21 protein-coding genes are annotated in these 26,350 nt (G+C 60.7%); 4 read left to right on the plus strand and 17 right to left on the minus strand.

What is annotated here, in order from left to right; all coding sequences use genetic code 11:
- Positions 1 to 127: 127 nt before the first annotated feature.
- Complete coding sequence (locus N1058_RS14640) at positions 128 to 1,495, plus strand: UDP-glucose dehydrogenase family protein (RefSeq protein WP_265518331.1); 1,368 nt, start codon at positions 128 to 130, stop codon at positions 1,493 to 1,495.
- 134 nt (positions 1,496 to 1,629) lie between these two features.
- On the opposite strand, the gene N1058_RS14645 is transcribed toward N1058_RS14640, so the two are convergent.
- From N1058_RS14645 to N1058_RS14680, 8 genes are all read right to left on the minus strand, one after another.
- The gene (locus N1058_RS14645; protein ID WP_265518332.1) at positions 1,630 to 3,741 is read right to left on the minus strand and encodes a nucleoside-diphosphate sugar epimerase/dehydratase; all 2,112 of its coding nucleotides are present in this window, start codon (positions 3,739 to 3,741) and stop codon (positions 1,630 to 1,632) included.
- Positions 3,742 to 3,966: 225 nt separating this feature from the next.
- Complete coding sequence (locus tag N1058_RS14650; RefSeq protein ID WP_265518333.1) at positions 3,967 to 4,884, minus strand: sulfotransferase family protein; 918 nt, start codon at positions 4,882 to 4,884, stop codon at positions 3,967 to 3,969.
- Entirely contained in the window at positions 4,881 to 6,098 is a 1,218-nt protein-coding gene (locus N1058_RS14655) for a glycosyltransferase family 4 protein (RefSeq protein WP_265518334.1), read from the minus strand. Before N1058_RS14655 ends, N1058_RS14650 begins: the two co-directional genes overlap by 4 nt.
- Before the next feature lie 118 nt (positions 6,099 to 6,216).
- Positions 6,217 to 7,674, minus strand: coding sequence for a lipopolysaccharide biosynthesis protein (locus tag N1058_RS14660; protein WP_265518335.1), 1,458 nt, complete (start codon positions 7,672 to 7,674; stop codon positions 6,217 to 6,219).
- 167 nt (positions 7,675 to 7,841) lie between these two features.
- Positions 7,842 to 8,567 (minus strand): HAD family hydrolase, encoded by a 726-nt coding sequence (locus N1058_RS14665; protein ID WP_265518336.1) that lies wholly within the window; start codon positions 8,565 to 8,567, stop codon positions 7,842 to 7,844.
- 5 nt (positions 8,568 to 8,572) lie between these two features.
- The gene (locus N1058_RS14670) at positions 8,573 to 9,535 is read right to left on the minus strand and encodes an ATP-grasp domain-containing protein (protein WP_265518337.1); all 963 of its coding nucleotides are present in this window, start codon (positions 9,533 to 9,535) and stop codon (positions 8,573 to 8,575) included.
- Between the two features lie 29 nt (positions 9,536 to 9,564).
- Positions 9,565 to 10,854, minus strand: coding sequence for a DegT/DnrJ/EryC1/StrS family aminotransferase (locus tag N1058_RS14675; protein ID WP_265518338.1), 1,290 nt, complete (start codon positions 10,852 to 10,854; stop codon positions 9,565 to 9,567).
- 150 nt (positions 10,855 to 11,004) lie between these two features.
- Positions 11,005 to 11,532 (minus strand): hypothetical protein, encoded by a 528-nt coding sequence (locus N1058_RS14680; protein ID WP_265518339.1) that lies wholly within the window; start codon positions 11,530 to 11,532, stop codon positions 11,005 to 11,007.
- Between the two features lie 326 nt (positions 11,533 to 11,858).
- On the opposite strand from N1058_RS14680, the gene N1058_RS14685 reads away from it, so the two are divergent.
- Both N1058_RS14685 and N1058_RS14690 read left to right on the plus strand, forming a co-directional pair.
- The gene (locus tag N1058_RS14685) at positions 11,859 to 13,301 is read left to right on the plus strand and encodes a pectate lyase (RefSeq protein ID WP_265518340.1); all 1,443 of its coding nucleotides are present in this window, start codon (positions 11,859 to 11,861) and stop codon (positions 13,299 to 13,301) included.
- 84 nt (positions 13,302 to 13,385) lie between these two features.
- A complete protein-coding gene (locus tag N1058_RS14690; RefSeq protein ID WP_265518341.1) occupies positions 13,386 to 14,810 on the plus strand; it encodes a GDSL-type esterase/lipase family protein in 1,425 nt (474 codons plus the stop codon).
- Between the two features lie 68 nt (positions 14,811 to 14,878).
- On the opposite strand, the gene N1058_RS14695 is transcribed toward N1058_RS14690, so the two are convergent.
- The 8 genes from N1058_RS14695 to N1058_RS14730 form a co-directional block, all read right to left on the minus strand.
- A complete protein-coding gene (locus N1058_RS14695) occupies positions 14,879 to 16,201 on the minus strand; it encodes a hypothetical protein (protein WP_265518342.1) in 1,323 nt (440 codons plus the stop codon).
- A 100-nt stretch (positions 16,202 to 16,301) separates the two neighbouring features.
- Complete coding sequence (locus N1058_RS14700) at positions 16,302 to 18,134, minus strand: carbamoyltransferase family protein (RefSeq protein WP_265518343.1); 1,833 nt, start codon at positions 18,132 to 18,134, stop codon at positions 16,302 to 16,304.
- Positions 18,135 to 18,157: 23 nt separating this feature from the next.
- Positions 18,158 to 18,307 carry a DUF5989 family protein gene (locus tag N1058_RS14705; RefSeq protein ID WP_265518344.1) on the minus strand — a complete coding sequence of 50 codons (150 nt, stop codon included), beginning with the start codon at positions 18,305 to 18,307 and terminating at the stop codon, positions 18,158 to 18,160.
- 59 nt (positions 18,308 to 18,366) lie between these two features.
- Positions 18,367 to 18,795, minus strand: a complete 429-nt coding sequence (locus N1058_RS14710) for an SxtJ family membrane protein (protein ID WP_265518345.1) — start codon at positions 18,793 to 18,795, stop codon at positions 18,367 to 18,369.
- Between the two features lie 171 nt (positions 18,796 to 18,966).
- The gene (locus N1058_RS14715) at positions 18,967 to 19,683 is read right to left on the minus strand and encodes a PIG-L deacetylase family protein (protein WP_265518346.1); all 717 of its coding nucleotides are present in this window, start codon (positions 19,681 to 19,683) and stop codon (positions 18,967 to 18,969) included.
- Positions 19,680 to 20,597: a methionyl-tRNA formyltransferase gene (locus tag N1058_RS14720; RefSeq protein WP_265518347.1), complete on the minus strand. Its 918-nt coding sequence runs from the start codon at positions 20,595 to 20,597 to the stop codon at positions 19,680 to 19,682. Before N1058_RS14720 ends, N1058_RS14715 begins: the two co-directional genes overlap by 4 nt.
- Complete coding sequence (locus N1058_RS14725) at positions 20,594 to 21,286, minus strand: sugar transferase (protein WP_265518348.1); 693 nt, start codon at positions 21,284 to 21,286, stop codon at positions 20,594 to 20,596. Before N1058_RS14725 ends, N1058_RS14720 begins: the two co-directional genes overlap by 4 nt.
- A gap of 19 nt (positions 21,287 to 21,305) precedes the next feature.
- The gene (locus tag N1058_RS14730; RefSeq protein ID WP_265518349.1) at positions 21,306 to 22,634 is read right to left on the minus strand and encodes a polysaccharide biosynthesis/export family protein; all 1,329 of its coding nucleotides are present in this window, start codon (positions 22,632 to 22,634) and stop codon (positions 21,306 to 21,308) included.
- 157 nt (positions 22,635 to 22,791) lie between these two features.
- Between N1058_RS14730 and N1058_RS14735 the strand changes: the two genes are divergently transcribed.
- A complete protein-coding gene (locus tag N1058_RS14735) occupies positions 22,792 to 24,108 on the plus strand; it encodes a glycosyltransferase family 4 protein (RefSeq protein WP_265518350.1) in 1,317 nt (438 codons plus the stop codon).
- On the opposite strand, the gene N1058_RS14740 is transcribed toward N1058_RS14735, so the two are convergent.
- Positions 24,017 to 26,287, minus strand: coding sequence for a GumC family protein (locus N1058_RS14740; protein WP_265518351.1), 2,271 nt, complete (start codon positions 26,285 to 26,287; stop codon positions 24,017 to 24,019). The two genes, N1058_RS14735 and N1058_RS14740, sit on opposite strands and share 92 nt — an antisense overlap.
- Positions 26,288 to 26,350: the final 63 nt, after the last annotated feature.

A 26,350-nucleotide genomic window follows, 5' to 3' on the forward strand; every position in this document is an offset into this window, starting at 1 on the left:
AAATATGAGGGGACCGGCGGCGTTGGTGGCCAATCGGAAATGGAAACACCGTCGTAAACGCACCAACCAGGAAGTTCTTCCATTCGCGCACGGGAACTAGACCCCATCGCGATATTGGAGAAGCGTCTTGAGACTTGCTATAATTGGTTCCGGCTATGTCGGACTTGTAACAGGCGCATGCTTGGCTGACTTCGGCCACACGGTGGTCTGCGTGGACAAGAGCGCATCCAGGATCGATACGCTGCAGCGCGGGAAAATTCCGATCTACGAGCCCGGTCTCGACGCGATTGTCGCCCAGAACATGCGTGACGGTCGTCTATCCTTCACCACGGATATCGCCGGTTCAGTCAAGGGCGCAGATGCCGTTTTCATAGCCGTGGGAACGCCCTCCCGACGCGGCGACGGCCACGCGGATCTCTCCTACGTCTACCAGGCCGCGCGTGAAATCGCCCAGGCCTTACAGGACAATACCGTCGTCGTAACGAAGTCGACCGTTCCCGTCGGCACAGGGGACGAGGTCGAGCGTATCATCCATGAAAGACGGCAGAGCAGCGTCATCAAAGTTGCCTCCAACCCGGAGTTTCTGCGCGAAGGCTCCGCCATTCAGGACTTCAAGCATCCCGACAGAATCGTTATCGGCGTAGAGGATGAGCACGCACGCGCGGTGATGGCGGAAATCTACCGGCCGCTGTTTCTCAACAAATCGCCAATCCTGTTCACCTCGCGCCGCTCGGCCGAGCTGATCAAATACGCCTCCAACGCGTTTCTTGCGATGAAAGTTACTTTCATAAACGAGATCTCGGATCTGTGTGAAAAGGTTGATGCGGACGTTCAGGAGGTGGCCCTCGGATTGGGCGCGGACAACCGCATCGGCCCGAAGTTCCTCCATGCCGGGCCGGGTTTCGGCGGCTCCTGCTTCCCGAAGGATGCGGTGGCTCTCGTCAAGACGGCGCAGGATTGTGACAGTCCGCTGCGTCTGATCGAAACGACGATAGCGATCAACGATACCCGCAAGCGCGCCATGGCGCGCCGTATCATCCAAGCCGCAGGCGGCAATGTCCGCGGCAAGACGATCGCTGTATTCGGGCTGACTTTCAAACCGAATACCGATGATATGCGTGAGGCGCCGTCAATCTCCATCATACAGGCACTTCAGGATGCCGGGGCCAATGTCAGCGCCTACGATCCGAAGGGCATGGATCAGGCGCGTGCGTTGTGGTCCGATGTCGCATTCCACGCGAGCCCCTATGAAGCCGCCCGAAACGCCAGCGCCATCTGCATCCTCACAGAATGGGAGCAGTTCCGGGCCCTGGACCTGCAACGGCTCGAGAAGGTGGTCGCACAGCCGGTCCTGGTCGACCTGCGAAATATCTATTCCGAAGAGGAAGTAACCCGCTTCGGTTTCGCCTATTCCGGAATCGGCTCGAGGCCCAGAACGCCAACGCATTTTACCGATCTGGCGGCCGCTCGCGAAAGATTGGTCGAGGCCGTGTGACCAAGAACGGGTGGACGTCCGAGGGCCGACATCGCTTATGCAGCGGTGTCGGCCTAATGCCGTAGCCTTTCGGAAATTGCCTGCCGCCCAAGAGAGGTATTCGAACGGCGGCGCCGCCGAGCGCCCGGCAAGCCTCACATGTTTGCCGCGCGCTTGAAGTCTGCACCTGCAGCTTGCTCCACAGGGCGGGGGCCTTCACCCTGGCGTTTACCGAAGCGAGGCAGGATAGTACGGATCGAGGCGAAGAGACCGTCCGTGTCGCCATCCTGAGCGCAAGCCTGCAACTTTGCGAACACATCCTGCAGCACCGGAATCGGCACCGGCGTCGGCATCGCGCCCAGGACACGCGGAACCGGTGGCGAGACTCTCTTTTCGGCTTCGTCGAAAAGTTCCTCGAACAGCTTTTCTCCTGGCCGGCAGCCGACAATCTGGATATGTATATCCTTGTCCGGAGTAAATCCGGCCAGTCGGATCATGCGCCGCGCTATGTCTATGATCTTGATGGGTTCGCCCATGTCGAGCACAAAGATCTCGCCCTGTCCCAGTTCCTTTTCCAGACCGTATGCCGAGGCCTGAAGAGTAAGCTCGACCGCCTCGCGAATGGTCATGAAAAAGCGCTTCATTTCTGGATGGGTCACCGTCAGCGGCCCGCCATGCGCCAGCTGGCGCTTGAACAGCGGTATGAGCGATCCGCTCGAGCCGAGAACATTGCCGAAGCGCACCGTCATGAAACGGGGACCGCCGGGCTGGCTCAAGCCTTCAAGATCAAGCGCCTGGCAATAAAGCTCGGCAAGCCGTTTGGTGGCGCCCATGACACTGGACGAATTCACCACCTTGTCCGTGGATATCTGCACCATACCGAGAGCGCGCCATCGCCGCACGGCATCAGCCACGTTACGGGTGCCGCAGACGTTGGTAAGCACCCCTTCGCAGGGATTGAGCTCCACCATGGGCACATGTTTAAGGGCGGCGGCATGGAAAACGAGTTCGGGCCTATGCCTCAGGAAAACCTCGTTTACCCGGTGCTGGTCGCGCACATCGCAAAGATGCGGCGTTCTCGGCACGTGGGCGAACTGTTCGGAAAGCTCGAGATCGATCGAATAGAGATTGAACTCGCAGCTGTCGATGATGGCCAGATGCGAAGGGCCAAGCGCTGCCACCTGTTTTGTCAGCTCGCTACCGATCGATCCGCCGGCGCCGGTTACGAGCACGCGCCGGCCACGAATGAAGCGCTGGAGAGCGGCAACATCGAGTGCCGCTTGCGGCCGTTCGAGCAAATCCGTGAGTTCGATGGGCCGCAGCTCAAATTCCTTCGTGAAGCGGGTGCTGCGCAGCTCCGTTACAGGATTGAGCCGGGAAATGGCCATGCCCATGCGATCGGCCTGCTCGATCAGCCGTTCGGCCGCCTCTCCCTCGAAGGATGAAGGCGGTGAGGTGAAGATAAGGTGGCGCGGTCTTTCCCCGCGCGCCTCGCACTCGTCCATCACGGCCTCAAAGTCGTCGGTGGTGCCCAGCACGGGAACGCCGCGAAGCGTCGTTCCGATCTCGGCCGGTGAATTATCCAGAAAGCCCACCGGCCAGTAAGTGCAATTGCGGTCGCGCTGAAGCGCCCGCAGATAGAGATCGGCTTCATGTCCCGCACCGACAAGCAGGACGGGCAGCATGCAGTCGGAGTTTTCCGATGCCGCGCGCGCGGACGGTATCCGGAATTTAAGGTCCTCCTGGCGGAAACTGAGCCGAACCGCTGCCAGCAGCGGCACAAGCGTCACGACCTCGATGGCAATCACGGAGCCCGGCACTAGGGCCAGGCCCGAATAGAAGAACAGGTAGGCCGTGAAGATCGCGGAAGCGAAGAGAACGGCCAGCACAAGAACGATGTAGTCCAGGATCGACGCAAATTTCCATTTCCGCTTGTAAAGACCGGCGGCCGGAAAGCTGACCGCACAAATCATCACGAACATTGCCGTTATCGAGCCGACCGACATTGCTGTCGTGGTATCAGCGAGAAGCACTTGCGACCCAAGACGGAGCCAGATCGCTAATACGATGGCTACCGCGCCCAATGCCAGATCCACCGCATAGAGGTGGCGGTTGTGAATGGTCGACTTCACCAGAGAGGTGAACCTGGAGCGGACCCCGCGATAGAAGGAATTTCTGCTCGGAGCCGCGGCCAGCAGCGAAAGCGGTGCGGGCACCTTCTGGAAATTCCGCGAATGCGCTCCTTTGGCAGCCAGATTATTGTCCATGCAGACAGACCTCTAAGCGTGGAGCGAAAGAGTGCGGGCGCCTGATCAGCTATCAGACGCGCGTCGTGAAAATCTCGCTCTGCATCCGTTTCGCTTTCGGAATGCCTTCGGGTAGCTGTGTGAAACCTTCTCCACACAACGAACGGCCGTTCCGAAGCCTTTGTAACTTCTGCTATTTTGCTGCAAGTGCAGAACGCTGCAAAGCAGCCGGAAACGCAAGGCGTGTCAGTTAAAGCCCTGCGGCAGCTTCCGGTTTTGCGCAGTTGCCGTTTCGGATGTCTCCGCTCTCCTTTCCCCGTCACTTCCCGGCATTTCAAGGGACCCGCGCAGCCAATGCGACAAGTCGCGACGGAGCAGACGGCCCAGCATATCGACATCCGGCTCGTAGTGGTCGATCAGCCGTTGACGCAGAGCGTTTGGCAATGGCGGATAGTGTATTTCCTTTGCGAACGCAGCGTGCAGGCGGCGAAACGACGTAGTCTCCCGCAGAGGTGCGACAACCGGCTTGAGCGGGCGAAACAGGCGGCGCATGGCGGGGCTCAGCATCGGAACGGTCTTGTCCTTCACCTTGCCGCGCAGCAGGTGATCCGACCCGTCGTCGGACAATCCCAGGAAATTTCTAACCCTGGCGAGTTGCTCTTTGGGGCAAGCGCCCACTGTTTCATAAAGAGTGACCAGGATGCGCTCGTCCGGGAAGCGGTCGAAATAGATCTGTAGCTGACGATAATAGAGGCCAGCGCCAATCAGGCGGGTATCGTGCGATAGGGTGGGGTCGAGATAGCGCTCGATATCACTGCCCACCTCGCCGCGCCGGTACATCATGCAATAGTCCGAATAGGCGCGTTCAACGGGGTTGCGGAGCTGTACCACAAGCTTGGCGTTCGGCACTTTTCGGGCGATGCGGTCGGCCGCCTCGGGCCTTTCCAGGTAGGAGTTTGATTTTTCTCCGACCACGCGCTCGCCGTCATTCAACGGAAATTGCGCTAGATACCAGTCATCGCCCCTGGCGAACTCGCGGCTGAAGTAATGCAGTTCGGGATCCGGCATCGAAACGACAGGGTCCGCCTGAAGAGATCGCTGCAGCCAAGTGGTGGCGCTCTTTGTCGCGCCGATGATCAGGAAATGGATATCGTCAAAGGTCATCGAACCGTCCATTGATCGGAATTGCGCTGAATATTGCGCGGTTGCTCTTGACCGCTGAGCAGCACGCGATAGATCGCCATGAGCTCGCGCGCATGCGTTTCCACGCCGTAGCTGGCGTAGGCGCATTCGCGTGCAGCCCGTGTGATCCGGCTTCGGTAGCCGCGGTCGGTCAGGAGCGAATGTACCGGCTCGACGAAACGCTCCGGCGCCTCGGGAGGCACGAGAAGGCCGGTGACACCATGTTCGATGGCTTCGGGATTGCCGCCGTCATCGGTCGCCACGACCGGCGTACCAAGGAACATCGCCTCAATCAGCGTGCGCCCGAAGGGCTCGCGAACAGCGGTGATCAAAAGAATGTCGATCGCCTGCATCCACGGTTCCACCGGGCTGCGGAAACCCATCAGCCGAATCCGGCTGCCTATACCGAGTGCTTCGGCCCGCTGTGTCACCGCCTGCCCGAGTTCGGGGGATTCGGTTCCAGGAGCGCCGAACAACAACCCCATTACCGGCATCTCAGGATAGCGCCGGACATAGGCAGCAACAGCTTCGACAAAATCCAAGGGCCGCTTGCGCTCGATCAGGACGCCGAAATAGCCTAGGAACAGCGTTTCGGAAGAGCAGCCGAGCGCCTCGATCAGCATTGCTCGGGCAGCAGACCTGTCGCAGGTTTCAGACGGTACGTCGAACGGGCTATGGATGACAGAAAGCTTCCGGCTAACGTCGACCAGCGGACGTTGCGGCCTTGCGAACCGGGAAACCGTCACGATGTGGCCTGCCACCAGAGGCGCCAGCCAGTTCACCCCGCGCGCATCCGGATCGCCACGATGATGCCAGACCTGCCGCGCCCCGGCCAGCCGCGCCGGCAAGGCCCACACCGCATGGATACGACCATCATTAGTATGGACAAGGTCGATATCGTTCTCTTTCAGGAAATGGGTTAACGGTGCCAGTGCACGGATTGTATAGCGCAGACCCCGCAGCGCAGCGGCGGGCTGGGAATTGCGGCCAGGAAACGGCCTGGCAGGAGCTCTGACGAAGGGAATGCCTCGCTCGGTCAGGTAGCCCGCCAGCGGCCCGTCGACGACGTGTAGCGCCACAAGAGCCCGCACAAAGCGGCGGTCCAAAGCCTGGATAAACCGGACCGCCGAGACATGACTGCCGCCAATCTCATCGCCGACGAATGGAAAGCAAACAGAGATAGGTCGAGCAAGCATGAAATCCTCAAGAGGAGCGGCGGAACCCGAATTCGGTTTCTGGAGGCAACCGTGCCGATGCCTGAACTGAAGATACGCATAAACCTTTCTGGCTGAAACCATTGCTCCGTCAGGAAAATCAGCAGCTTGTGGCCGTATTGTCAGTCAGAGATCTCCGTCGCGTCTCACCGATGCGCGGAGGCTCCTCTTTCGGCAGGGTTGCATCTGGCGCGTCCGGAGGCAGGGCGTTGGGATGCGATTTTATTTCTCCATGGAAAGCGATGAGCAATCCGGCAAGCCAAAGCCCTCCCATCACCGCATGGGCGACATTCGCCCCCATTGCGCCCAGTACGGGAATCATTGCGAGCGCCGTTGCGTGGAAGACAAGTGTTGAAACGACGACGATTTTCAGAACGACTGGTTGGCGCCCCATGGCAAGAAGTGCCGAACGCACCGCGCTGCCGCTCAGCATCATCGTCACTGCGATCAACTGCACGACGACCAGGGGACCTGCCGCCTCGAATTCGGGGCCAGCCGTCCAGTGGAGCACCGGCTCGATCCAGAGCAACGCGGCCGTGAACACCGCTACTCCGAAGGCCAGCAGGAAGATCTCGGTCTGCAGAACGATGCGGCGAAACTCCGATACCGCCCGTTGCGCCCACAGCCGGGAGATGTCGGGATAAACCACCGCCTGCACTTGAACCCCCAAATGCAGCACGAGGCGGCCGAGACGTTTGGCCACGTGGTAAAACCCGGCCGCGGGCGCCCCAGCGAGCGCTCCAACGAGCAGAGTGTCGAACTCCGTTGTGCTTGAACGCACCGTCATTTCGACCTTGCTGCCGAGAGTGAAAGCCCATAGCCCGTTGAAACGCTTCGTCACTCCGGTCAGTGGCGCCTTCAGAAGGTTCCGGACTCCCTGGCGGCGCAGTTCGACAAAGGCCAGGGTTAGAGAGATCAGCGAACCGGCAACCTGACTCACCGCCCAAGCAACCACGAAATAGGAAAGACCGGCGCCCGCCAAAAAGCCTGCAGCACACAGAATGAGACGCAATATCGTGCTGATCAGCGAGCCGTATGCAATCAGCCTGAATCGGCCGGCCAGACGCAGAACGGCTGTCGGAAACCCGTCGACCTGAAACAACAGGACGGTCGAGTAGATAAGAACGTGCTGAACATTGCTATCGCTGATGCCGACAAGCGGTCCGAAGATCAGGGCGAAGCCGACTGCCATTCCGTACGCCGTCAGCGCCGCCGAAAGGTCGACGAGAAGACCGAATTTCATCAATGCCCTGTAGGCGTTTCCATCTTCCCGCCCCCGTTCCTCGGCGCCATACTTGATGAGCGGCTGCCAGGTCTGGAACGCGATCAGGAGCTGAACTGATCGGGCATAGCTGTATGTAAGAGCGAGGATGCCGAAGTCATTGGGACCGAGGGCGCGGGCCGTTACCACGAAGGCCAGGAGCCCGACGACCGAGTTCATGATGTTGCCGGTAATCAAATGACCGATGCTGACGAGCCGGGCACGCAGCGACGCCTCGTCGCGCCAGAACCTGCGGGCACGCCGACCAAGTGAGTGAACGGTGGCCGGTAAAGACAATCGATGCCCCCCACCACAGCGCCCTGCCCTATTACGGCTGAGCAGCGATACGAAATAGCGATGCGTCGCCCCGTGAGATGGACGACACTATGCGGACGCCAGATGATCCCACCCGACGGCAAGATGCTATAAGGTCGGATGACGACACTTCCCCGACAGGAAAAACCTTACATTTCCACCGCATCATGGCCGGTGCGGATGCCGCGATCGCGCTGCAGCCAGGCTAGGCACTCGTCGAGTGCATCCAGGCTGGTGATGCGCGCATGAGGCTCATGTGCGGCACTGGGAGCCGTCAGATGATGAATCCGCGCGGGACGCGCTATCTGCACGGTATACCAGCCACGGGCGCGAGGAGTCACGAAATCCTTGACCGGATTGTCCGCCACGTAAACGAGCGGGGCGCGCGCAGGTCCGGCCCACTTCTCGACCTGTGCGAAAGCACGTGGATGCGGCTTGCCGAAGCCCTGACCGAACGCTCCGGTGCAGATGATGCAGCCGATATATTCCTCGAGCCCCAACGCAAGCGTTTTCGCGCGCTGAGTGGAGCTTGGGCCATCGGTTATCATGGCGCAAGGGATATCGCGGGAGCGCGAGACGAGATAGCGCGCCGCGTCGGCAGTCAGGTCGATATCCGGTCGATGCGACCGATAGACCTCTACGAGTTGCTCAACCAGCCCGCGATCAGGCCCTAGGCCGAGTTTCATCAACGCCAGGTCGAAAACGTGGAGCCGTTCTCCCGCCGCAAACAACGTGAGGCACGCTTGGCCAAGCCCATCCACGCCGGCCGTCCGGCGGAGCCAAGCATCGGCGGCGGCAAAGCCGCTCAGCACGAAATCGCGTTCTAGATACAAGGTGTCGTCGAGGTCGAAAACGACCAGTGTCGGCGCGGACATGACCCCTACCCACGGAAAATCGCCGCGTCGTAGCGCAGCATCAACGCCTCGGAGCGCCAATCGTCATGCGCAGTCGAAGGCAGGTCGACTACCTCCTCCAGCAGCCAACGCGTGTATTCAGCACCCGCGTAATGAACGAGCGGATAGCCGCCGCCAAACCGCGCATTTATATCGAAGACGCAGGGCCCGACCCTCTTGTCCACAATCACTTGGAAGCAAAGAACGCCGCGCGCAGACGGTAACGCCCGTGCGACACCTTCCGCCAGTTCGCGGAGCACCGGAACGCGCTCGGTCTGCCCTTTCTCGACCTCTCCGGCACGAACGCGCAAACGCCGATGCACCACGGCGTTGCACAACACGCCGTCCTGGTCGAGGAACATATTGACCGTGTATTCCGGCCCGATGAGCAATTGCTGCAGTATCATCGGTTCATCGGGAACTTCGGGCAGATCCGCAGAACTGTTCGCTACCTTGATGTTTCGGCTTGCGCTGCCGCCGGTGGGCTTCAAGAACATCGGCCAGACGATCGGATAGGCGGAGGCATGCGCTGCCTCGAGCGGCACGGTCCAGGGCACAGGAACACCGGCTGCCTCCATCACCTGAGCCGTCTTGAGCTTGTCGCGGACTACGTCGATGACGCAGGGCGGACTGACATGTACGCGTGCGCCGACGGACCTGAACCGTTCCGCAGAAGCTGCAAGCGGTGCCAGTTCCGGATCGATTGTCGGAACGACAAGCTGGACACCGCCTTCGCGCACGATATCGAGCATCGCTTCCACGAATCCCGGATCGTCGCATTTAGGCACCGCAAAGGCCCGGTCGGCCGCCTGGCAGGCTGCACTAAGCTGCGGCTCCCGATCGCAAGCGAGCACGTCCAGCTCGATTCCGAGCGTCGCCGCAGACCTGCGGAAACACTCGATGAGACCGACCCGTCGCCCTGCTGACGAAACCAGGATGGTAACGCGCATCTGTTTCGTGCCACCCGCTCTGCAAACAGCTACGATACAAGTGCCGCGCGCCGTCGCGCGATGCCAGGCGTCAGATCGGCCGTAGCTTCCTGCATGACCCTGCACACAGCGCGGGCTACCTTGTGCATGGCGGCGCGGCTTTGGCAGGGGTCGACCAGAAACGCCAGACTTGTCTCTCCGAGTTCGGCGGCGACCGGAAGACGCGCCGGTGGGGCCATGCCGGAATCCGTGAAGGCTTTTTCCCGATAGATCTCCGGGCAACTCCCCGTGAAACCGACAACACCGGATGCATTGAGTTCTGACAGTATCCGATCCCGGCTCCAGCCGTTTTTCAGCCTTTCGGGCCGCACGAATGTGTAGAAGCGATACCACGCGTGCCGCATGTGCGGCGGCGGCTGCGGGGTTCTCAACCCCGGCAGATCGCGCAAGGCATCGATAAGAACGGCTGCATTTGCCGCGCGCTGCGATTGCCAGCCGGGCAGCCGCTCGAGCTGCCTCAGGCCGATCGCTGCTTGGATTTCCGTCATCCGGTAGTTGGAGCCAAAGCTTTCATGAAGCCAGCGGAAGCCGGGCGCATGGCCTTTCTGGAACACTGTCTCATAGGCCTTGCCATGGTCCTTTCGGCTCCAGGCCCGCCTCCAGATCACCTCGTCGTCCATTGCCAGAAGCCCGCCTTCGCCACCGGTACTCAAGATCTTGTCCTGACAGAAGGAGAAGGCCGATATGTCGCCGAAGCTTCCGACCGGGTGGCCGGCAAATGTAGCGCCATGAGCCTGAGCGCAGTCCTCGATCACGAATATCCCATGCCGGCGGGCAAGGCGCATAATCGCCGGCATGTCGGCGGGCCAGCCTGCCAGGTGAACCACGATGACGGCCTTGGTGCGCGGGGTGAGCACTTCCGCAATGGTCTCCGCGGTTATGGCCTGGCTTTCCGGGTCGACATCAGTAAAGATCGGCACGCCGCCGGCCATCGGCACGCAGGCGGCGGAAGCGACAAAGCTGCGTGGCGTGACAATGACCTCATCGCCCGGCTGAAGGCCGATCGCATGAAGCGCGACATCGAGCGCAACCGTTCCATTCGCCAGTGCGATCGCGCGGCGACGGTCGAGCAACGCTGCATAGGTATCCTCGAACTCGGTCACCTTGCCACCCGTCCACGCATTGACCTTGCCGGATCGCAGCACGGCCATGGCGTCCTCGATCTGCTCCTCGTCATAGTAGGGCCAACGGTTCCCGACCGCCCCGTCGCGCACCGACTTCCTCGTGCGCGCGCCGAACCTGCGTGCCTGTACTTCCTTGGCGGCCAGATTGTTGTCCATCACGACCAGCTCCTCTGTCGAACAGCGGTAGAAACATCGGCCTGCGCTTTGACACGCAGGCTGTTGCCTAGGACGCCGACAGGCGTTCCGGCTTCCGCCATCCTTGAGAGATCGGCCAGGCTTGCAAAGGGGCGCGAAACCCAACGTTTGTCAGTTAAACCCCGCCACCGTTTCCGGTTTTACGCAGTTTCCGGCATCCCGGCTCAGGCGCTGTTCTGGTTGTGCTTTCCAGGCAGAATTGGCCGTCTGGGGATTCGTGGGGATAGGGGCAGACGTTGCGTCGCACACACCGCTTTGACCACGGCTGTCGCCCATGCGCCTGGCAATGTCGTGGCCGTGTCGATGAGCGTGGCTGACCGGCACGATCATCCGAGGCGCGACTCCCCACCGGCACACCATGGCGCGGAAGTCCGCGGTTGCCGCGAAAATGATTTCCGCGGAAAGAACGGCTTCACGCACGCGCGTTTCATCGTCGGCGTCAATGTAAAGGACACCCGGGATATTCAGCGGTAACGACGGAACGATTGGATCCAAGATGAGATTGACCGTTTGCGGTGAAATATCGCGCAGCACAAGAGCCACAAGGCCGTCCTGACTGGCTTGGTAGCTCGCCTCGATCAATCGCGCCGGTAGGCGGCCGTTCGATCTGCTGATTTCTACCACGTCGCGAATATGCATGGCCGCCTCTGTGCCGGGTTGCGCTGCATCCGACCCCCGTAGTGCTGCCCGTGCAACACCTTCGCTACCGCCCGGAAGATCGCGGCCAGACCGGGTGCACCGCTATGATAATGAAAGTGGGCAGTCCGGCCCCCATAGGATCAGCCGCGCGCCTGTCAGGTTTTTTCTCCCTCCAAGCCTGCTGACGGCTTCATTAGAATCCGGTCGATGAGCGGTTTTTTTCACTACGAATCCCGTGGGCCGGCCGGGCCGGTCCGCGCAGATTTGACAGGCACGCAAGAAAGGCTCACCGGCAATATCCCATGCGATGGATTTATGTTCCGATAGTGTTGGCTGGCCTGTCACAGCCTTCCTGGTCTCAATCGAGCTCCACGGATGACCTGGTTGCGCGTGCGGGAAATCAGATGCGGAGCGCGGCTATCTATTTTTCCGAGCAGGTCGCGCGCTACGGCAGTTATGTCTGGAACGTCTCGCCAGATCTCGAGTGGCGGTCTGGTGAAGGCGTCACGACGGACACGCAGGGCTGGGTACAGCCGCCCGGCACGCCGGCGGTGGGGCGGGCATTCCTCGCCGCATTCCACGCCACCGGGGAGCGCCTTTATCTCGATGCGGCAATAGAAACCGCCGAAGCTCTGCGTGCCACGCAGCTCGAATCTGGCGGCTGGTGGGCGCGGCTTGAATTCGATCCGGCATCGCGCCTGTCCTGGTGCTACCGCGATAACCACGCCGACCGTCCGCCCTGCCATGAAATGGAGGGCAACAAGGAACGCAACGCGACGATGCTCGACGACAACATGTCCCAAAGTGCACTGGCTTTCCTGATGCTCGTGGACGGGGCGCTGGAAGGGACCCATGAGGGTGTACGCGATGCTGTCGTCTACGGCCTGCGGGCCCTGGCCCAAATGCAGCATCCCAACGGTGCATGGCCCGTGCGATCCGATCACAGGATGCCGGATGCGTTAACGACGTCGGCATGGCGTGCACGCATGCCCGGCGACTGGGCGCGGGAGTATGTGGAGCCCGAGGGAGAGATTTACATCCTCAACGACAACCTGCAGCGGGACGTGATCAGGCTGTTCGCCCTTGCCTATCGCCTGTATGAAGAGCCGGAGTATCTGGCGGCCGCGCGACGCGGCGGCGAGTTTTTGTTGCGGGCGCAATTGCCGGGTGCCCAGTCGGGTTGGGCTCAAACCTACAATGCCGATCTCGAGCCGATCTGGGGGCGCAAGTTCGAACCCCCTTCCATCGCATCCGCGGAGACAGCAGGCGCCATCGATGCATTGCTCGATCTTTACGAACTGACAGACGAACGCCGCTATCTTGAGGGCGCGCAAAGTGCAGCCGAGTGGCTGCGCGCTGTGCAACTCCCGGATGGAGACTGGGCTCGATTCTACGAGCTTGGCTCCAACGCCCCATTATATTTCGACGCCGACTACAACCTTTCCTATTCCGCGCAAGGAGCACCGGATCACTATAACTTTAAAGGCGAATTCGACGTCGCGCATGTTCTGGAGCGCCTGGAAGATGTTAGCCGCAACGGCACGGCTACCGCCAAGACGCCGGAAGCCTGGGGCAGCGCCTGGGAAGCGGAGATTGAGGACGTCCTGGCGGCAGCCGACCGCAAAGGCCGCTGGGTCGAGGATGGGAAAATAAGCTCCGCGACGTTCGTCGAAAATCTTGGCCTCCTCGCCCAGTTCGTTGCACACGCGAGAGGTCGCCCGATACCCAACCAAACCAAGCTATTACCGTTGCCGCAAACGGGGCCATAGCCATTTCGAGTTCGGGCTTCGCCGCTGGAGCCCCCAAAGCTGGACTCGGTGTTTCTTCAAAGGCTGCGTGCCCAGGGAGGGAGAATGTCCGGAAAGCAGGAACGCGAAGAGAGCGTATGGCTTGCCGTTACCGCTTGCACACTCGTTGCGCTCTATTTCCTGGCCAGTACGCTCTATGCATTGGTGCATTTCGATGAGTTCGCCTCCGCCATACCGCAGTTTCTGCGTTATGTGCTTGCGCCCGCCCTATTGGGTGCGGGTTTCCTGGCAGTCGGACTGTTGGCAAAACCACGTTGGTCGAGACCGGTCGGGATCTACGGGCTGAGCCTTCTGGCGGGGCTCTTTCTGTTCGAAGGATTTCTCACGATCCGCCAGTTGTCGGTGCACTTCGCCTTGCTCGGCAGGCTCGATGAAGATCAGCGCGCCGTACTGTCGGACGACAAGGACTTCGTTCGCGGCTTCACCCTGCGGCAGCTTAATCTTCTTGCCGGCGTGAAAGGTTTGCCGGAAACGATGCTGTCCGGCTTTCCAAGGTCGACAACGCTGCTGTGCTCACCCCCCGGGCAGGTCATCACCTACAAGGCCGACCGCTACGGCTTCAACAATCCGGACAGCGTGTACGGAGCTTCGGTCGATCTCATGCTTCTCGGCGATTCCTTCGTAGAAGGCTTCTGCCTCAGGCCGGGCGTGGATCTGGCATCGCGGCTGCGGCAGCATGTGCCCAATACGGTGAGTATGGGAATACGCGGCAACGGTCCTCTGATCGAACTTGCCACGCTCGGGCGATACGGACCCATCCTGAAGCCCAATCATGTCGTGATGGCTTTTTTCGAGGGGAACGACTGGGAAAATCTCCAACGGTCGCTGAACCAGCCGTGGCTCAGAATTGCACTACAGCCGGATGCGAGATTCGGTACCCCATCCAGTGCTGTGCAAACGGTTCACAAGGCCCGCTCTGTCATGGATGAAATCAACAAGGAAGAAGTAACAATGACCGACCTGGTTGCGCGAAGATCCTTCTTGCGCAACTTCGCCGCTCTTCAGATGACAGGGACCTCCCTCGGCCTTCTTTACCCAAAGGTCTCGGGGGAGATCCCGGAGTTCCAGCAAACATTGCGACGGGCAAAGAAACTTACCGAAAGCTGGGGCGGATGCTTTTATCTTCTGTACATACCTCGGGTAGATCGCTTCGTCGGCCTGTTCCCGTCAGACCCCGGCTTTAGTCACCTCGAGGATCTGGTTCGTCAGGCGGCGGCGGCCGAAAATGTGCATGTCATCCATCTGAAGACCGCCTTCCGCCGTCATCCCGAGCCGGCGCGGCTATATGCACCGGACGCACATTTCAGTCAGGAGGGAGCCGTTCTGGCCGCCGACACGATTGCGCACGCACTATCAACAACACCAAGCTCCTCGGCCGGACGAAGCTGCGCCCCCGTCCTCGTTGACAAATCCTTTGGACCGGGGACGAATTTGCTCGGAGGAGATGAAGGACGGAAGTTCGGAGGATGATCGCAAAGGCTCGTGGCAACAGCTGATACCAAGGGCTATGGCCCTTGGTATGGCATGCAGGTTGTACCTTATAGCGACTTTACCCAGTCCAGATAATCGTCCGCAAGTGTACAATCCGCGGTGACGGGTGGATACTCGACAAACTCTCTCTCTGGTCTCGTGCCTTCCGATCCGCCGCGCCAAGTCTGCCAGAGCCACTGGTCGAGGACATCGGCGACAACGAAATGGCCATAGGGGGTCAAATGTTTGTCGATGACGCCATAGGTGCGGTCTGGATCCTCGCTCGCCAGTCGCGGCGTGACATCGAGGACGGATGCGTTCGGCGTTTGCGAAACGAAACCACGCAACATTTCACGCTGGCTTTCGGACGCCATGCCGTCGTCCCGGCCGACGATTTCCGGCCAGCCCGGAATCACCAGCACAAGCAGGTCGGCATCGTTCGCCCGCGCCTCCTCCGCCAGTCCGACAAGCAGACGCCGCGTCAACTCCAACGCATTGTCGATGTTGCGGCGCGCATCCCAGTTTTCAACTCTGGATCGAATCACCGAGGAATATATCAGCCTGTAAAGGTTGCTTGTTCTCCAGAGGGACGCATGAACCCCCAGGAGGAAAACCGTGCCCTGTGTGGTTTTGGCCGTTATCTTCGCGAAATCTATCTCGACGCCATCTCCCGCCATCCTTGTGCGCTCGACATTGTCATCGATGTCGTTGGGCAGGGTGAATTGCTGAATCACCAATCGGTGTGGAATTCGTGTTCCCTTGTCCTGGTAAATCCTCAGGGTATTTGCCTGGCCATAACCGCCGGCGCTGTAGATGCGAAACCCCGTATCGGGGTACCACTGGTTCATGAGGCTGGAAAAGGTCTCGTATTCGTTGACCAGCGTTCCCCGCGCAAAGGAATCGCCAAGGACGATAACCTGCTCCCCACCGTGGTTGTGGTTGTCGCGGAACCCTTCGTCGTTCACTTTGACATAGTACCAGGGATCGCGGCTGCTGTTTCGCTCGAAATAGCTAGCACCGGGTGTTTCGATGTAGCCGAATTCCGGATGCTCCAGATGGCGAGAATGAGGAGGCGCACAGAATACATATTCGCCTTCACCGGCCTGTACCTGAAGCTGTGGCACAGCCGCCAGAAAGACCTCGGCGATCCCCACTGCAAGGGCCACCGAAAAGGACAACAGAAGGAGGTTCCCCGCCATCCCGGTGCCCTTTGGCTTCGCCTTGCCGTCGGTACGGCTGATCCGTCGCGCTATGGAGGGGCCGGGTTCATGCGCTGGGGTGCCCGCAGTCGCCAAATCGGCCGATGGCTCGATGGCGTGGTCGCCTGCGACAGGGCGCTTCCTTGCCGTTCGGCGCGAACGCGCCACTGGCTTGTCGATATTCTTGCCCATCCTGCCCCCCTCCCGCTCGGCAGCTTCGATAAGCGGCAAAAGATCGCTTTAATAGTACATCAGCGGTTCCGCTCTGCCGCAAGTTGCGCCCGGACACGCCTCAATCCAATTCGAATTCTTCCCTGTAGTCTCTTTTCAGCGCACAGGGCTGATCCTCCTTGCGCAGCACGGCATTGCCGATGATAAGAAGCTCGATTTCGGTGCCCATGAAGCAGCGATAGGCGTCCTCCGGAGAACACACGATCGGCTCGCCTCGGACATTGAAACTCGTGTTGACCAGAATCGGACAGCCGGTGCGCTCCTTGAAAGCCGTCAGCAACCCCCAGTAGCGCTGATTGGTTTCACGGTGCACGGTCTGGACCCTGGCCGAATAGTCCACATGGGTCACTGCCGGCACCTTGGAGCGTGGCACATTCAGCCGCTCGATTCCGAACAATGCGTCTTCATCCTGATTGGGCGGCACGCGCTTGTCGTCGCGAACGCCGGCGACAAGCAGCATGTAAGGGCTGTCAGTGGACAGGTCGAACCAGTCGGACAGATCCTCGCGCCGGATGGAAGGAGCGAAAGGACGGAAGCTTTCCCGGTACTTGACCTTGAGATTGAGCATCTTTTGCATTCTCGGCGAACGGGGGTCGCCCAGGATGGAGCGATTGCCCAGCGCCCGCGGGCCGAATTCCATCCGTCCCTGCATCCACCCGACGGCCTTTTCTTCCGTGAGTGCATCGACGGTCGTTGAGATCAACTCGGATTCGGGCATGATGCTATAGACGGCGCCGGCCGCGCTGAGGCGCTGTTCGATTTCCCCTTGTGAATAAGCGGGGCCAAGATAAGCCCCCCTCATCATATCGCCGCCATTTGGGGTCCGCCTTTTACCAAGATACTGATGCCAGACGGCCAGTGCGGCACCCACCGCGCCGCCAGCATCGCCCGCCGCCGGCTGAACCCAGATATCGTCGAAGGTGCCTTCTCTCAGGATCCTGCCATTGGCGACACAATTCAGTGCAACCCCGCCTGCGAGGCAAAGCTGACGCTCGCCCGTTTCCTGCCGCGCGAATTTTGCCAGCCTCAGAACAGCCTCCTCAGTGACTGCCTGGATCGAGGCGGCCAAATCCATTTCGCGTTGCGTCAAAGGCGTGTCGGGCTTGCGCGGTTCGCCGCCGAAGAGCTCATGAAAGGCTGGCGAAGTCATCGTCAGGCCCGTGCAATAATCGAAATAGCGCTGATCCAGCCAGAAGGAGCCGTCCTCTTTGAGGTCGATCAGGTGGTCGAAAATCGTTTGGGCGAAACGGGGCTGGCCGTACGGCGCCAAGCCCATGATCTTGTACTCGCCGGAGTTGACCTTGAACCCCGTGTAGTAGGTGAAAGCCGAGTAAAGCAGCCCCAAAGAGTGCGGGAAATGGATCTCCCTGAGCAGATCGAGGCGCTCCCCGCTGCCATGGCCGAGCGATGTGGTACACCACTCGCCTACCCCATCCATCGTGAGCACCGCCGCGCTGCGATAGGGAGAGGCGAAAAAGGCGCTGGCGGCATGGGCCACGTGATGTTCGCTGAACAACAGGGAACCATCCCATGACTTGGAACCGGCAATCTCGCCCAGCTTCCGCCTCAGCCCCTTCTTCTGAAACAGCTTCTCCTTCACCCAGACCGGTATCGCGGCGCGGAAAGAGCGAAAGCCGCCGGGCACCGTCGCAAGATAGGTCTCGAGCAGCCGTTCGAACTTGAGGAAGGGCTTGTCGTAAAAAACTACATGGTCGATGTCGGCCATCCTGCAACCGCTTTCGGTCAGGCAGTATCTCACCGCACCAGCAGGAAAGGCCGGGTCATGCTTGCGCCGCGTGAAGCGTTCTTCCTGGGCGGCGGCAACGATTTGGCCGTCTTCTACCAGTGCCGCTGCACTGTCGTGGTAGAATGCCGAAACCCCCAAGATGCGCACGGCTTTCACGCCTCACCAGAACGTCAAAATAAGGTGTAGATGAAAGGTGCGACAGCCGTGCCCTGCGTGAGCACTATCAGGCCGCCGAACACGCCAAGCATGAAGAAAATCGGCAGCAACCAGAACTTCCTGCGTTCGGACATATAGGACCACAATTCGCGCACCAGTTCCATTTTTCAGCCTCTCTCAGCGATTAGCTCATGGCGATCGAATACGGCAGCCCGCATGTTCCTCAAAACTGGTTCCGCATCGCCTCAGCACCGGCCTTCGACTGCGTGCGCGATATCCAGTAGCTCTCACGCTTCCTGCCGGGCCTGCGCGCGAGCGGATCGTGCCCCCTCATCCGCAACACCATGCCGATCGGGACAAAGGTCGTGGCATAGATGCCCAGCATGATGACCGGATTGATAATCCGAAATAACAGCACCCCAAGCGCTGTCCAAAGCCGGTTCGGGCGTTCCAGCACAGCCGGCGCCGTAGCGGCCAGCAACACAAGAACGGCGCCGACGACCGCCAAGCTTGCCGTTGCGACAGTCAAATGGCCGGTCCACCAAAGTCTGACCGTTACGAAGGCAAGAAGAATGCCCCCCACAGTGAAGCCGAAAGCCCGATTGGACGGGCCTTCCAACTTCTCCTCGATCAGCCTTTCGTGGGGCGCCACTATCTGCTTCTCCCTGGCGAAGCGCACTGCCGCTCTTGGCCCGTTTGACGACAAGGCCACCCTCACCTGCCGCACGTGCGGCTTCGGTGACAAGGCGGCTTACGATTGTCGCGATCATTCTGAGCCGATCGGCACGCGCTGCAAAGGCACGCGGAGTCCGAACCGTGTCAGTTAAATCCCTCCGGCAGCTTCTGTTTTTGCGCATTGAACGACGTGGCGGACCAGCACGAAGGCCTCGGCGGCAGCCATGTGCATGGTGGAGCCGCGCAGCAAGGCGAGCGCCCTTAGCGCTTCCGGGGACCGCTCATGCGGGAAAGCCTTCAATTGTGTACCGAAACTGTCCATCGCTTCCAGCTTCAGCGAAAGCGTTTCGCTGATATCGACGAACACGTTGGGGTGGAATCCCGGTGTCAGATAAGGAGCATTCCAGTTGGTTTCCGACAGCGTCTCATATGCGAGGATCGTTACGGGGTATTCGGCCTGATGCGGTCTGGCTGCCACGAGGGCAGAGGAGAAGGTCAACTGGTGGTCGACGTGTATATCGCCCGGGAACGGCAGGATCACGGTCGTCGGCCGCAGCTTCGCGAAGAGTTCTTGCAGCGCCGAATTGAGCTCCGAATGAGGTGTATCGGAAAGACCGGCAGCCGGAAAATCGAGCCAGTATGTCGCGCGCACGCCGAGCAACGCATGCGCTCTCTCGGCTTCCCCCCGCACCGCCGCGATCTGGGCCGATGAAAACTTGGGTGGACGGCCGGAGGTCACAACAGCCACGAACACGTCCTCTCCGGCCTGGGCGAGCCTTGCTATGGTACCGCCCGTACCGAGCACTTCGTCATCGGGATGCGGCGCAACCACCAAGGTGCGCCCAAACGCCAGCGGATCTGTCATGGAGCATGTATCCCCAGCTTCGAATGGAGGCGAGGCTTGCGGGCGGCCCCGTCAAGCCTCCAGGAGGTAATGTGAACGCAGTCGCCATCGCCGCAGCGGACGACGAAGCCCTGAGGCGTGTCGCTTACGACTTGGCCAGGCAGACCGATGAAACGGCGGGATTCGGCGAATGGCTCGGCAGCATCGATGACAAGCTTGTGCGCGTTATAGGCCGTGAAGGCGCCGGGATAAGGATCACCCGCGGCGCGGATGAGGCGGAGGGCTGACTGTGCCGGTTGGCGCCAGTCGATCAACCCATCCTCCGGTGTCCGTTTTGCGCAATAGGTGGCCCGCGCATGATCCTGCTCGATCCGTGGCGCATTTCCGGTACGGACCAGTTCCACCGCTTCAGGTAGCATCCGCGCCAAGGCGGCAGTCTGCTTCAGGTAGAGCGTGCGGGCGGTTTCATCCTCAGCCACCTCGATCGTTTCCTGAAGGAGAAGCGGACCGGAATCGACACCCTCGTCGAGCCAGAACAACGATGCCGCGGTCGTAGTCTCTGCCAGAAGAATGGTCCAGGGGATCACCGCCCGCCCACGCATGCGCGGCAGGGGGGCCGGATGGAAACCCACGGCACCGAGGCGTGCGCTGGAACGGAAAGCTGGGCCACAGATCTGCGACCAGCCGATCACCAGTGCAAGATCCATTTCCGCCCCGAGCAACGCCTCGATCACCGGCGGTGCATTCACATCCTTGGTATAGAGAAGCTCGCTGCCGCATTTCCTGGCCAGAGGGGCAAGATCCACATAGTCGGAATGCCGATGCGCCGCATCCGGCGGCAATGTCACGACGAGCCGCGGCGCCAGACCCGCGCCTGCAAGCGCCTCCAATGCGATCGCAGACCCCTCGACCGCTCCGACGAACGCCGTTTTCATGCTCCCCCTCCCCCAGCTGCCACACCACCTTGAACGGCGGTGGCCAACCGCACGGCCAGCCTTTCTCGCGCCAGCGCAAGGGGCTTATTGCGAATGCGTTCACCGCGCAGCACGGTCACCACCGTGAGAAGAATGATCCAGGCGTCGAGCGCCGCCGAATGATTGTCGATATACCAGATGTCGAGCGCCAGCTTGTCGGCATCCGAAAGGCGCGTGTTGCCGTTCACCTGCGCCCAGCCGGTCAGACCCGGGCGCACCTCGTTCCGCACGCTTCCAAAGTGACCGAACGATGCGACGATGCGAGGCGGAAGCGGACGCGGACCGATGAAGTTCATGTCGCCGTTGAGGATCGCCAGCAGTTGCGGAATCTCGTCGAGACGCAAACGGCGAATGAGACGTGTTATCGCTGTTTCGCGCATGCAATCGGGCAGAAGCTCGCCCTCGGCATCGCGCAGGTCGTGCATCGTGCGAAACTTGATGAGGGTGAAAGCGCGCCCGCCGACACCGGACCGGACTTGGCGAAACAGGAGCGGCCGTCCGACAGAGATCCAAACCAGGGCCGCCGTCACCACGGCCGGTATCGCGACCATCGCCAGCACTATCGATGCGGCGATGCGCTGTCCCCACACCGCACTCGTCTGAGAGACGGTGGCGGCTGACTGCTTGTCGATTTCGGCCGTTTCCGTCACGTCCGGCTCCAACCTTCTCCTACCTGCTGGCCAGGTTAGGTCTCACGGCAGAGTACACCCCTGCATCGTTGCGCGAAGCACTATCGTTCCGCGGCAGCGTTGCGGCGGTCGATCCCGCGCTTCCCCCAACCATTCTCACCTCGATCAGATCACCGGGCGCGACAGGCGTCGTAGCAACGACGGGCAGTTCCGCGAGGCCGTTGTCGGTTTGTCGGCGGATCTTGATGTCGAGGACGATTTCCTTGTTGTTCGCCAACTCCTCCGCCGTCATGCTGGAAAGAAGAGCGAGTTGTTCCGCCGCCGCCCGGCGAGCGGCGATGGCGGTGGCGAGATTGGTGTTCTGGGTCTGCAGGTCGACCAGAGCGCCGACGCGCCGTTGCTGCATCAAGTCCGCGAGCCTGCTCTTCAGAGTCCCGACATTTCTTCTGGCCGCCGAAAGGTCCGACAGAACCTGAAGCTGCCGGACCTCTTCCGTGGCCACCTGACGCTCTATATTGGAGACCTCGCTCAACGTCTGAACGCCGCGCCGCTGGAGTTCGCGCGCGCGTTCCAGATCGGCATGCGTCAGTTCCACGGCTCGTTCCACCTTCCGCGCAAGTTCCTCGAGCAAGGCGATCTCGTCTTTCGCATCTTCCAGGTTCGCCGTCAGAACCTCTTCCTGCGCGGCAAAGCTTTCATTGCCAGCCCTTAGAATCCGCAGCTCGACCTCGCGTAGGGAAGCCGCAACGGGCCCAGTGACGGAGGGTCGTGCTATTTCGGGAATATCCTCGTCGATAATAACGTCCCGACCGGCAAGCTGGGCAGTCAACCTGGCGAATGACAATGCCGCGCCGATAATGCCGGTCTCGATCTCTTCAAGCTCGCCGCGCATGCGCGCACGAGCAAGAACGGGATCGTCAGTGGCTGTGGCGGTCAGCTGGCCGCCGGCAAGGGCTATAGCCTTCTCCACGGTAATTTCCGGCTTGAAATCATAGGCACCCGGCTGGCGCACATCGCCCGTCACATAGACCGGACGATACGCAGCCACAGACAGCGCCAGCTTCGGCACGACAAAGATCTGATGATCGGAATAGCGTCGCACCAGCTCCTTCCGCGCATCGGAAACCGCCAGCCCGGCTACCGGCACAGCGCCGACAAAGGGCACCTGGATCGAACCGTCCGGCGCGATCGGCAGTTCGATCGGGTCCTTGTCGTCGTCCAGGATGTCGAACTTCAGCAGGTCACCGGGAGCAAGAGCGTAATCGACTTTGTCGACTGGGCCCGCCGCCGCGCTGCCGATCCAAAGGACCAAGACGTTGAAAAGGAGAAGGCGCGGCGCAATAAACAGGGACTTGCTACAAAACATCATAGCGCTCTCCACTTTCGATTCTTTGTCGGCCCAAGATATTTCCAGTCCAACTACTCCAAAGATATGACTTTACATCCTCTCCGCCGTCGCAAAACTGACGGCAGGTAAGTTGCCGCATGGGATCCACCCGGCTCGTTTCATCTCTGGAGAACATTTCATGGATCAGTTCGTGGAATCCGCCTCTCCCCGAGCGGCGACAAAACGGTGCAAGATTGCGGTCATCTGCAGCTATACCGTCTCGCTCGCCAATTTCCGGCTCAAGCTCCTCCAAGCCCTGGTCGACAATGGGCACGAGGTGGTGGCGCTGGGCCCTGAGCGCCATGCACCGACGATCGAGGCCCTGGCTGACATAGGCGTCGCTTTCGAGCCGATTCCCATGGCCCGGGCCGGCCTGAACCCCGTGGCGGATGTGAGGACGCTGGCCGCGCTCTGGACGACCCTTCGCCGGTTCTCGCCGGACGTCGTTCTTTGCTACACGATGAAGCCCATCATTTACGGGCTCATTGCGGCGCGGCTGGCCGGCGTAAAGCAGCGTCACGCGCTGGTCACCGGACTTGGCTATATTTTCAGTGAGGATATCAAAAATCCTCGCCTGCCGCTCATCCGCGCCGTCGCCACCTGGCTCTACCGCGTGGCATTGCAAGGGCATGGCCGCGTGTTCGTCTACAACGAGGCCGACAGCGACGATATCCGCGCCGGCAGGATGGTCGATGACTTCACGCGCATCGTGCCCGTACCCGGATCCGGTATCGACCTCGACCGCTTCCGCCCCGCGGCGGTGCCGGCCGGCGGTCCCGTTTTCCTGATGGTGGCGCGGCTTCTCCGCCACAAGGGAATTCTCGAGTTCGTCGAGGCCGCACGGCGATTGCGCGCACGGCATCCGAATGCGCGTTTTCAAATCCTCGGGCGTTTCGACCCCGGTCCGCTTGCCATCACGCGGCAGGAGATTGACCGCTGGGCGGCGGAAGGGATGATCGACTATCTTGGGGAGACGGACGACGTCCGTCCCTTCCTCGCCAACTGCACCGTGTTTGTTCTGCCTTCCTACTATCGCGAGGGCATTCCGCGCAGCATTCTCGAGGCCATGGCGACGGGACGCGCCATCATAACCGCCGATACGCCGGGTTGCCGGGACACGGTCGTCCACGGCAGGAACGGTCTCATCGTGCCGCCGCGCGATCCGGCCGAACTCGCCGCAGCGATGGAACGCTTCATCGACGATCCTCTTACGGCTCGGCAAATGGGTCGGCGCTCTTTCGAAATGGCCCGCGAACGGTTCGACGTAGATGCCGTGAACCGTCTCCTCCTGGAAAGGATGGGTCTCCTCAATGTCGACGCATCGCCGCGCCGGCATCCTTCCATCCATAGGACATGTGTCGAAACTATCTGCCAAGATACGCCCTCGCCTGTCGTGGATAGCTCATCGCCCCCAGCAAATCGCCGCCCGTCTGCAGGCGCGGATCCACACCGTTGAGCACAGTGCCGAGCAGCGGTGCCCGGTTCAGGCGCAGGCGCGACACCGCGCTCGCAAGTTCCTGCTCGCTGGTACGATCGAACCGCGTCACCAGCAGCACGGCGTCGACCAGCGGCGACATCCAATTGGCATCCTCGGTCACCAGAACCGGCGCGCAGTCGATCACGACCAAGTCGTAGGCGAGGCGCAGCTCGTCGATTAGACGCTCCATGTCCTTTGATCGCATCAGCGCCCTGACCATGCCGCAATCTAGCCTCGCTGCATCCAACCGATCCAGTCCATCGACATCAGAGACCGGACGGATGGCATTGGTGAGGCTGGGGCCTTCCTCCAGCGTGGCCGGCACGTCGGCTCCACCGGGGTCGGCTCTACCGGAAAGCGAGTTCGATACGCGGGGGTCGAAATCGACGTAGACCGTCTTCAGACCGTCGCGGGCTGCGGAGCAGGCCAGGCCGAGCGCAACCGTGCTCACCCCATCGCCGGGCAACGGCGCCGTCATAAGGACAACGGGCTTGGCAATGGCCAGTTGTGCGCGACAGGCCAGATACAGGGATCGAAACGCCTCTGCCTGGATCGAACGCGGGCGTCCCATAAGCCCGCGCGGCACCGGCATCCTTCGCCTGAGCCAGCCGCGCGTTACCATCGGTACATTCGCCAGGTTGGGAAGCTGAACGACCTGGCGGATGCGCTGCCCTGATCGAATCCGCGTGTCTCCCGCTTCAAGCAGCAGGGCCAGAATGAGTGACAGAACCGCCGCACCGCCGATCCCGCCAGCCAATATTCGACCCTTCTGCGGAAAAGAGGGCTTGGTCGGAACCTCGGCGACAGAGACGACCCGCGCGCTCGGCTTCATGATCTCGGAAAAAGGATCGAGATCGCCAAGGCGTGCAACCACTAGGTCATGCATCTTTTGATCGGCAACAAGTTCCCGCTCCAGGACGCGCAACCTGATCTCCGCCAGAGAGCGCTTGCGGACCGTTTCCTGCATTTGTGATATCTGGGCTTCGAGTTGCCGAATCCGATTGCTGGTGATCTTCTCTTCACCCGACAGATCGTCCAAGATGCGCTGGTGTTCCTGGTCTATCATGACGTCGACGCTTCTCAGTTCGGCATCGGCATCGATAACTTGCGGATGGTTGGCGCCGAGATTGGCGGCATATTGCGCGCGTTCGCGTACCAGGGTAGCTCTTTCGCTACGCAGGGTGTTCAGCAGGGCCGAATCCAGTACCGTTCCCTCGGCCGTCCGGGAGCCGGCGAGCACGCCACGTGCCTGCTCCTGGCGCGCGCGAACCGATGCCAGTTCCACGCGCGCGGCGGTAAGCTGCGTGCTCATTTCATCTATGCGCTTGCGCAGCAGGTCGTCACGTTCGTCGGAAGAAAGAGCGTTAACGCGGCTGAACTCTGCGATTGCGCGCTCGCTCTCCGCGATCTGGGTCGCGATCTTATCCGCACGCTCGCGCAGGAACGACACCGCGTCTGCCATGGCCTGCTTCTTGAGATCGCGCGACCACTCGACATAGACGTTTGCAACAGTGTTGACCAGCATCGCTGAAAGCTCGGGCGACGGACTGCTCACACGCACGGTCACGGCAAAGCTCTCGCCGCTTCTCGACACCCTCATCCGGGAAACCAGCGACGAGATCGCGCGGTCGCGCTGCACGGATTCACTGGGTAGTGCTTCTTGCTCTGCTAAAATGTCGAAAGGAAGCACGTTCGCCAGAACCGCCTTGGCCGCACCCATGATGCGCCCCTGAAGGGTGGTCGGCGCGTCGTCGCCTTGCGCGCGCAGATAGGTGTTGAACCACGGGTGCTCGACCAGATTGGCAGCATCCACCACGCGACCGATAAACACCCGGGAGGAAATGATGTCCATTTCCGTCTCGATTGCACTGCGATCGCGCTGCTCGCTTTCCAACTGCGTGACCGCCTCCAGCATTCTGGTATCATTGCGTTCCAGCACCAGGGTAGCGGCGGCGGTATAGGTATTGGCCATCGACATGACGGCGGCAATCAGCAGCACGGAGGCCACAAGGACAAATGTGAGTATGAAGTACTTCCTTCGTATTATCAGATGCAGGGTATCGCGCATTCCTATTACGCCGGAAGCCTGACCCGAGTTGTCCGGATCAAGCATGTCTATGTTTATACCTAAATCTTTTGTAGCGGTTGACTTGTTCATATTTCGCCTGCATCGGAAACAAGTTACTATGTAAGTATCTTATAATTATTGAATTTATAACAG

The organism is Nitratireductor luteus (assembly GCF_026162365.1).
In the GTDB taxonomy this organism is placed as follows: Bacteria; Pseudomonadota; Alphaproteobacteria; order Rhizobiales; family Rhizobiaceae; genus Chelativorans; species Chelativorans luteus.

What these genes read in the sequence shown, in the direction of transcription:
- N1058_RS14645 (WP_265518332.1), bottom strand. Translation starts at nt 3,741, where the DNA reads ATGGACAATAATCTGGCTGCCAAAGGAGCGCATTCGCGGAATTTCCAG.
- N1058_RS14650 (WP_265518333.1), bottom strand. Translation starts at nt 4,884, where the DNA reads ATGACCTTTGACGATATCCATTTCCTGATCATCGGCGCGACAAAGAGC.
- N1058_RS14655 (WP_265518334.1), bottom strand. Translation starts at nt 6,098, where the DNA reads ATGCTTGCTCGACCTATCTCTGTTTGCTTTCCATTCGTCGGCGATGAG.
- N1058_RS14665 (WP_265518336.1), bottom strand. Translation starts at nt 8,567, where the DNA reads ATGTCCGCGCCGACACTGGTCGTTTTCGACCTCGACGACACCTTGTAT.
- N1058_RS14670 (WP_265518337.1), bottom strand. Translation starts at nt 9,535, where the DNA reads ATGCGCGTTACCATCCTGGTTTCGTCAGCAGGGCGACGGGTCGGTCTC.
- N1058_RS14675 (WP_265518338.1), bottom strand. Translation starts at nt 10,854, where the DNA reads ATGGACAACAATCTGGCCGCCAAGGAAGTACAGGCACGCAGGTTCGGC.
- N1058_RS14680 (WP_265518339.1), bottom strand. Translation starts at nt 11,532, where the DNA reads ATGCATATTCGCGACGTGGTAGAAATCAGCAGATCGAACGGCCGCCTA.
- N1058_RS14690 (WP_265518341.1), top strand. Translation starts at nt 13,386, where the DNA reads ATGTCCGGAAAGCAGGAACGCGAAGAGAGCGTATGGCTTGCCGTTACC.
- N1058_RS14695 (WP_265518342.1), bottom strand. Translation starts at nt 16,201, where the DNA reads ATGGGCAAGAATATCGACAAGCCAGTGGCGCGTTCGCGCCGAACGGCA.
- N1058_RS14705 (WP_265518344.1), bottom strand. Translation starts at nt 18,307, where the DNA reads ATGGAACTGGTGCGCGAATTGTGGTCCTATATGTCCGAACGCAGGAAG.
- N1058_RS14715 (WP_265518346.1), bottom strand. Translation starts at nt 19,683, where the DNA reads ATGACAGATCCGCTGGCGTTTGGGCGCACCTTGGTGGTTGCGCCGCAT.
- N1058_RS14720 (WP_265518347.1), bottom strand. Translation starts at nt 20,597, where the DNA reads ATGAAAACGGCGTTCGTCGGAGCGGTCGAGGGGTCTGCGATCGCATTG.
- N1058_RS14730 (WP_265518349.1), bottom strand. Translation starts at nt 22,634, where the DNA reads ATGATGTTTTGTAGCAAGTCCCTGTTTATTGCGCCGCGCCTTCTCCTT.
- N1058_RS14735 (WP_265518350.1), top strand. Translation starts at nt 22,792, where the DNA reads ATGGATCAGTTCGTGGAATCCGCCTCTCCCCGAGCGGCGACAAAACGG.
- N1058_RS14740 (WP_265518351.1), bottom strand. Translation starts at nt 26,287, where the DNA reads ATGAACAAGTCAACCGCTACAAAAGATTTAGGTATAAACATAGACATG.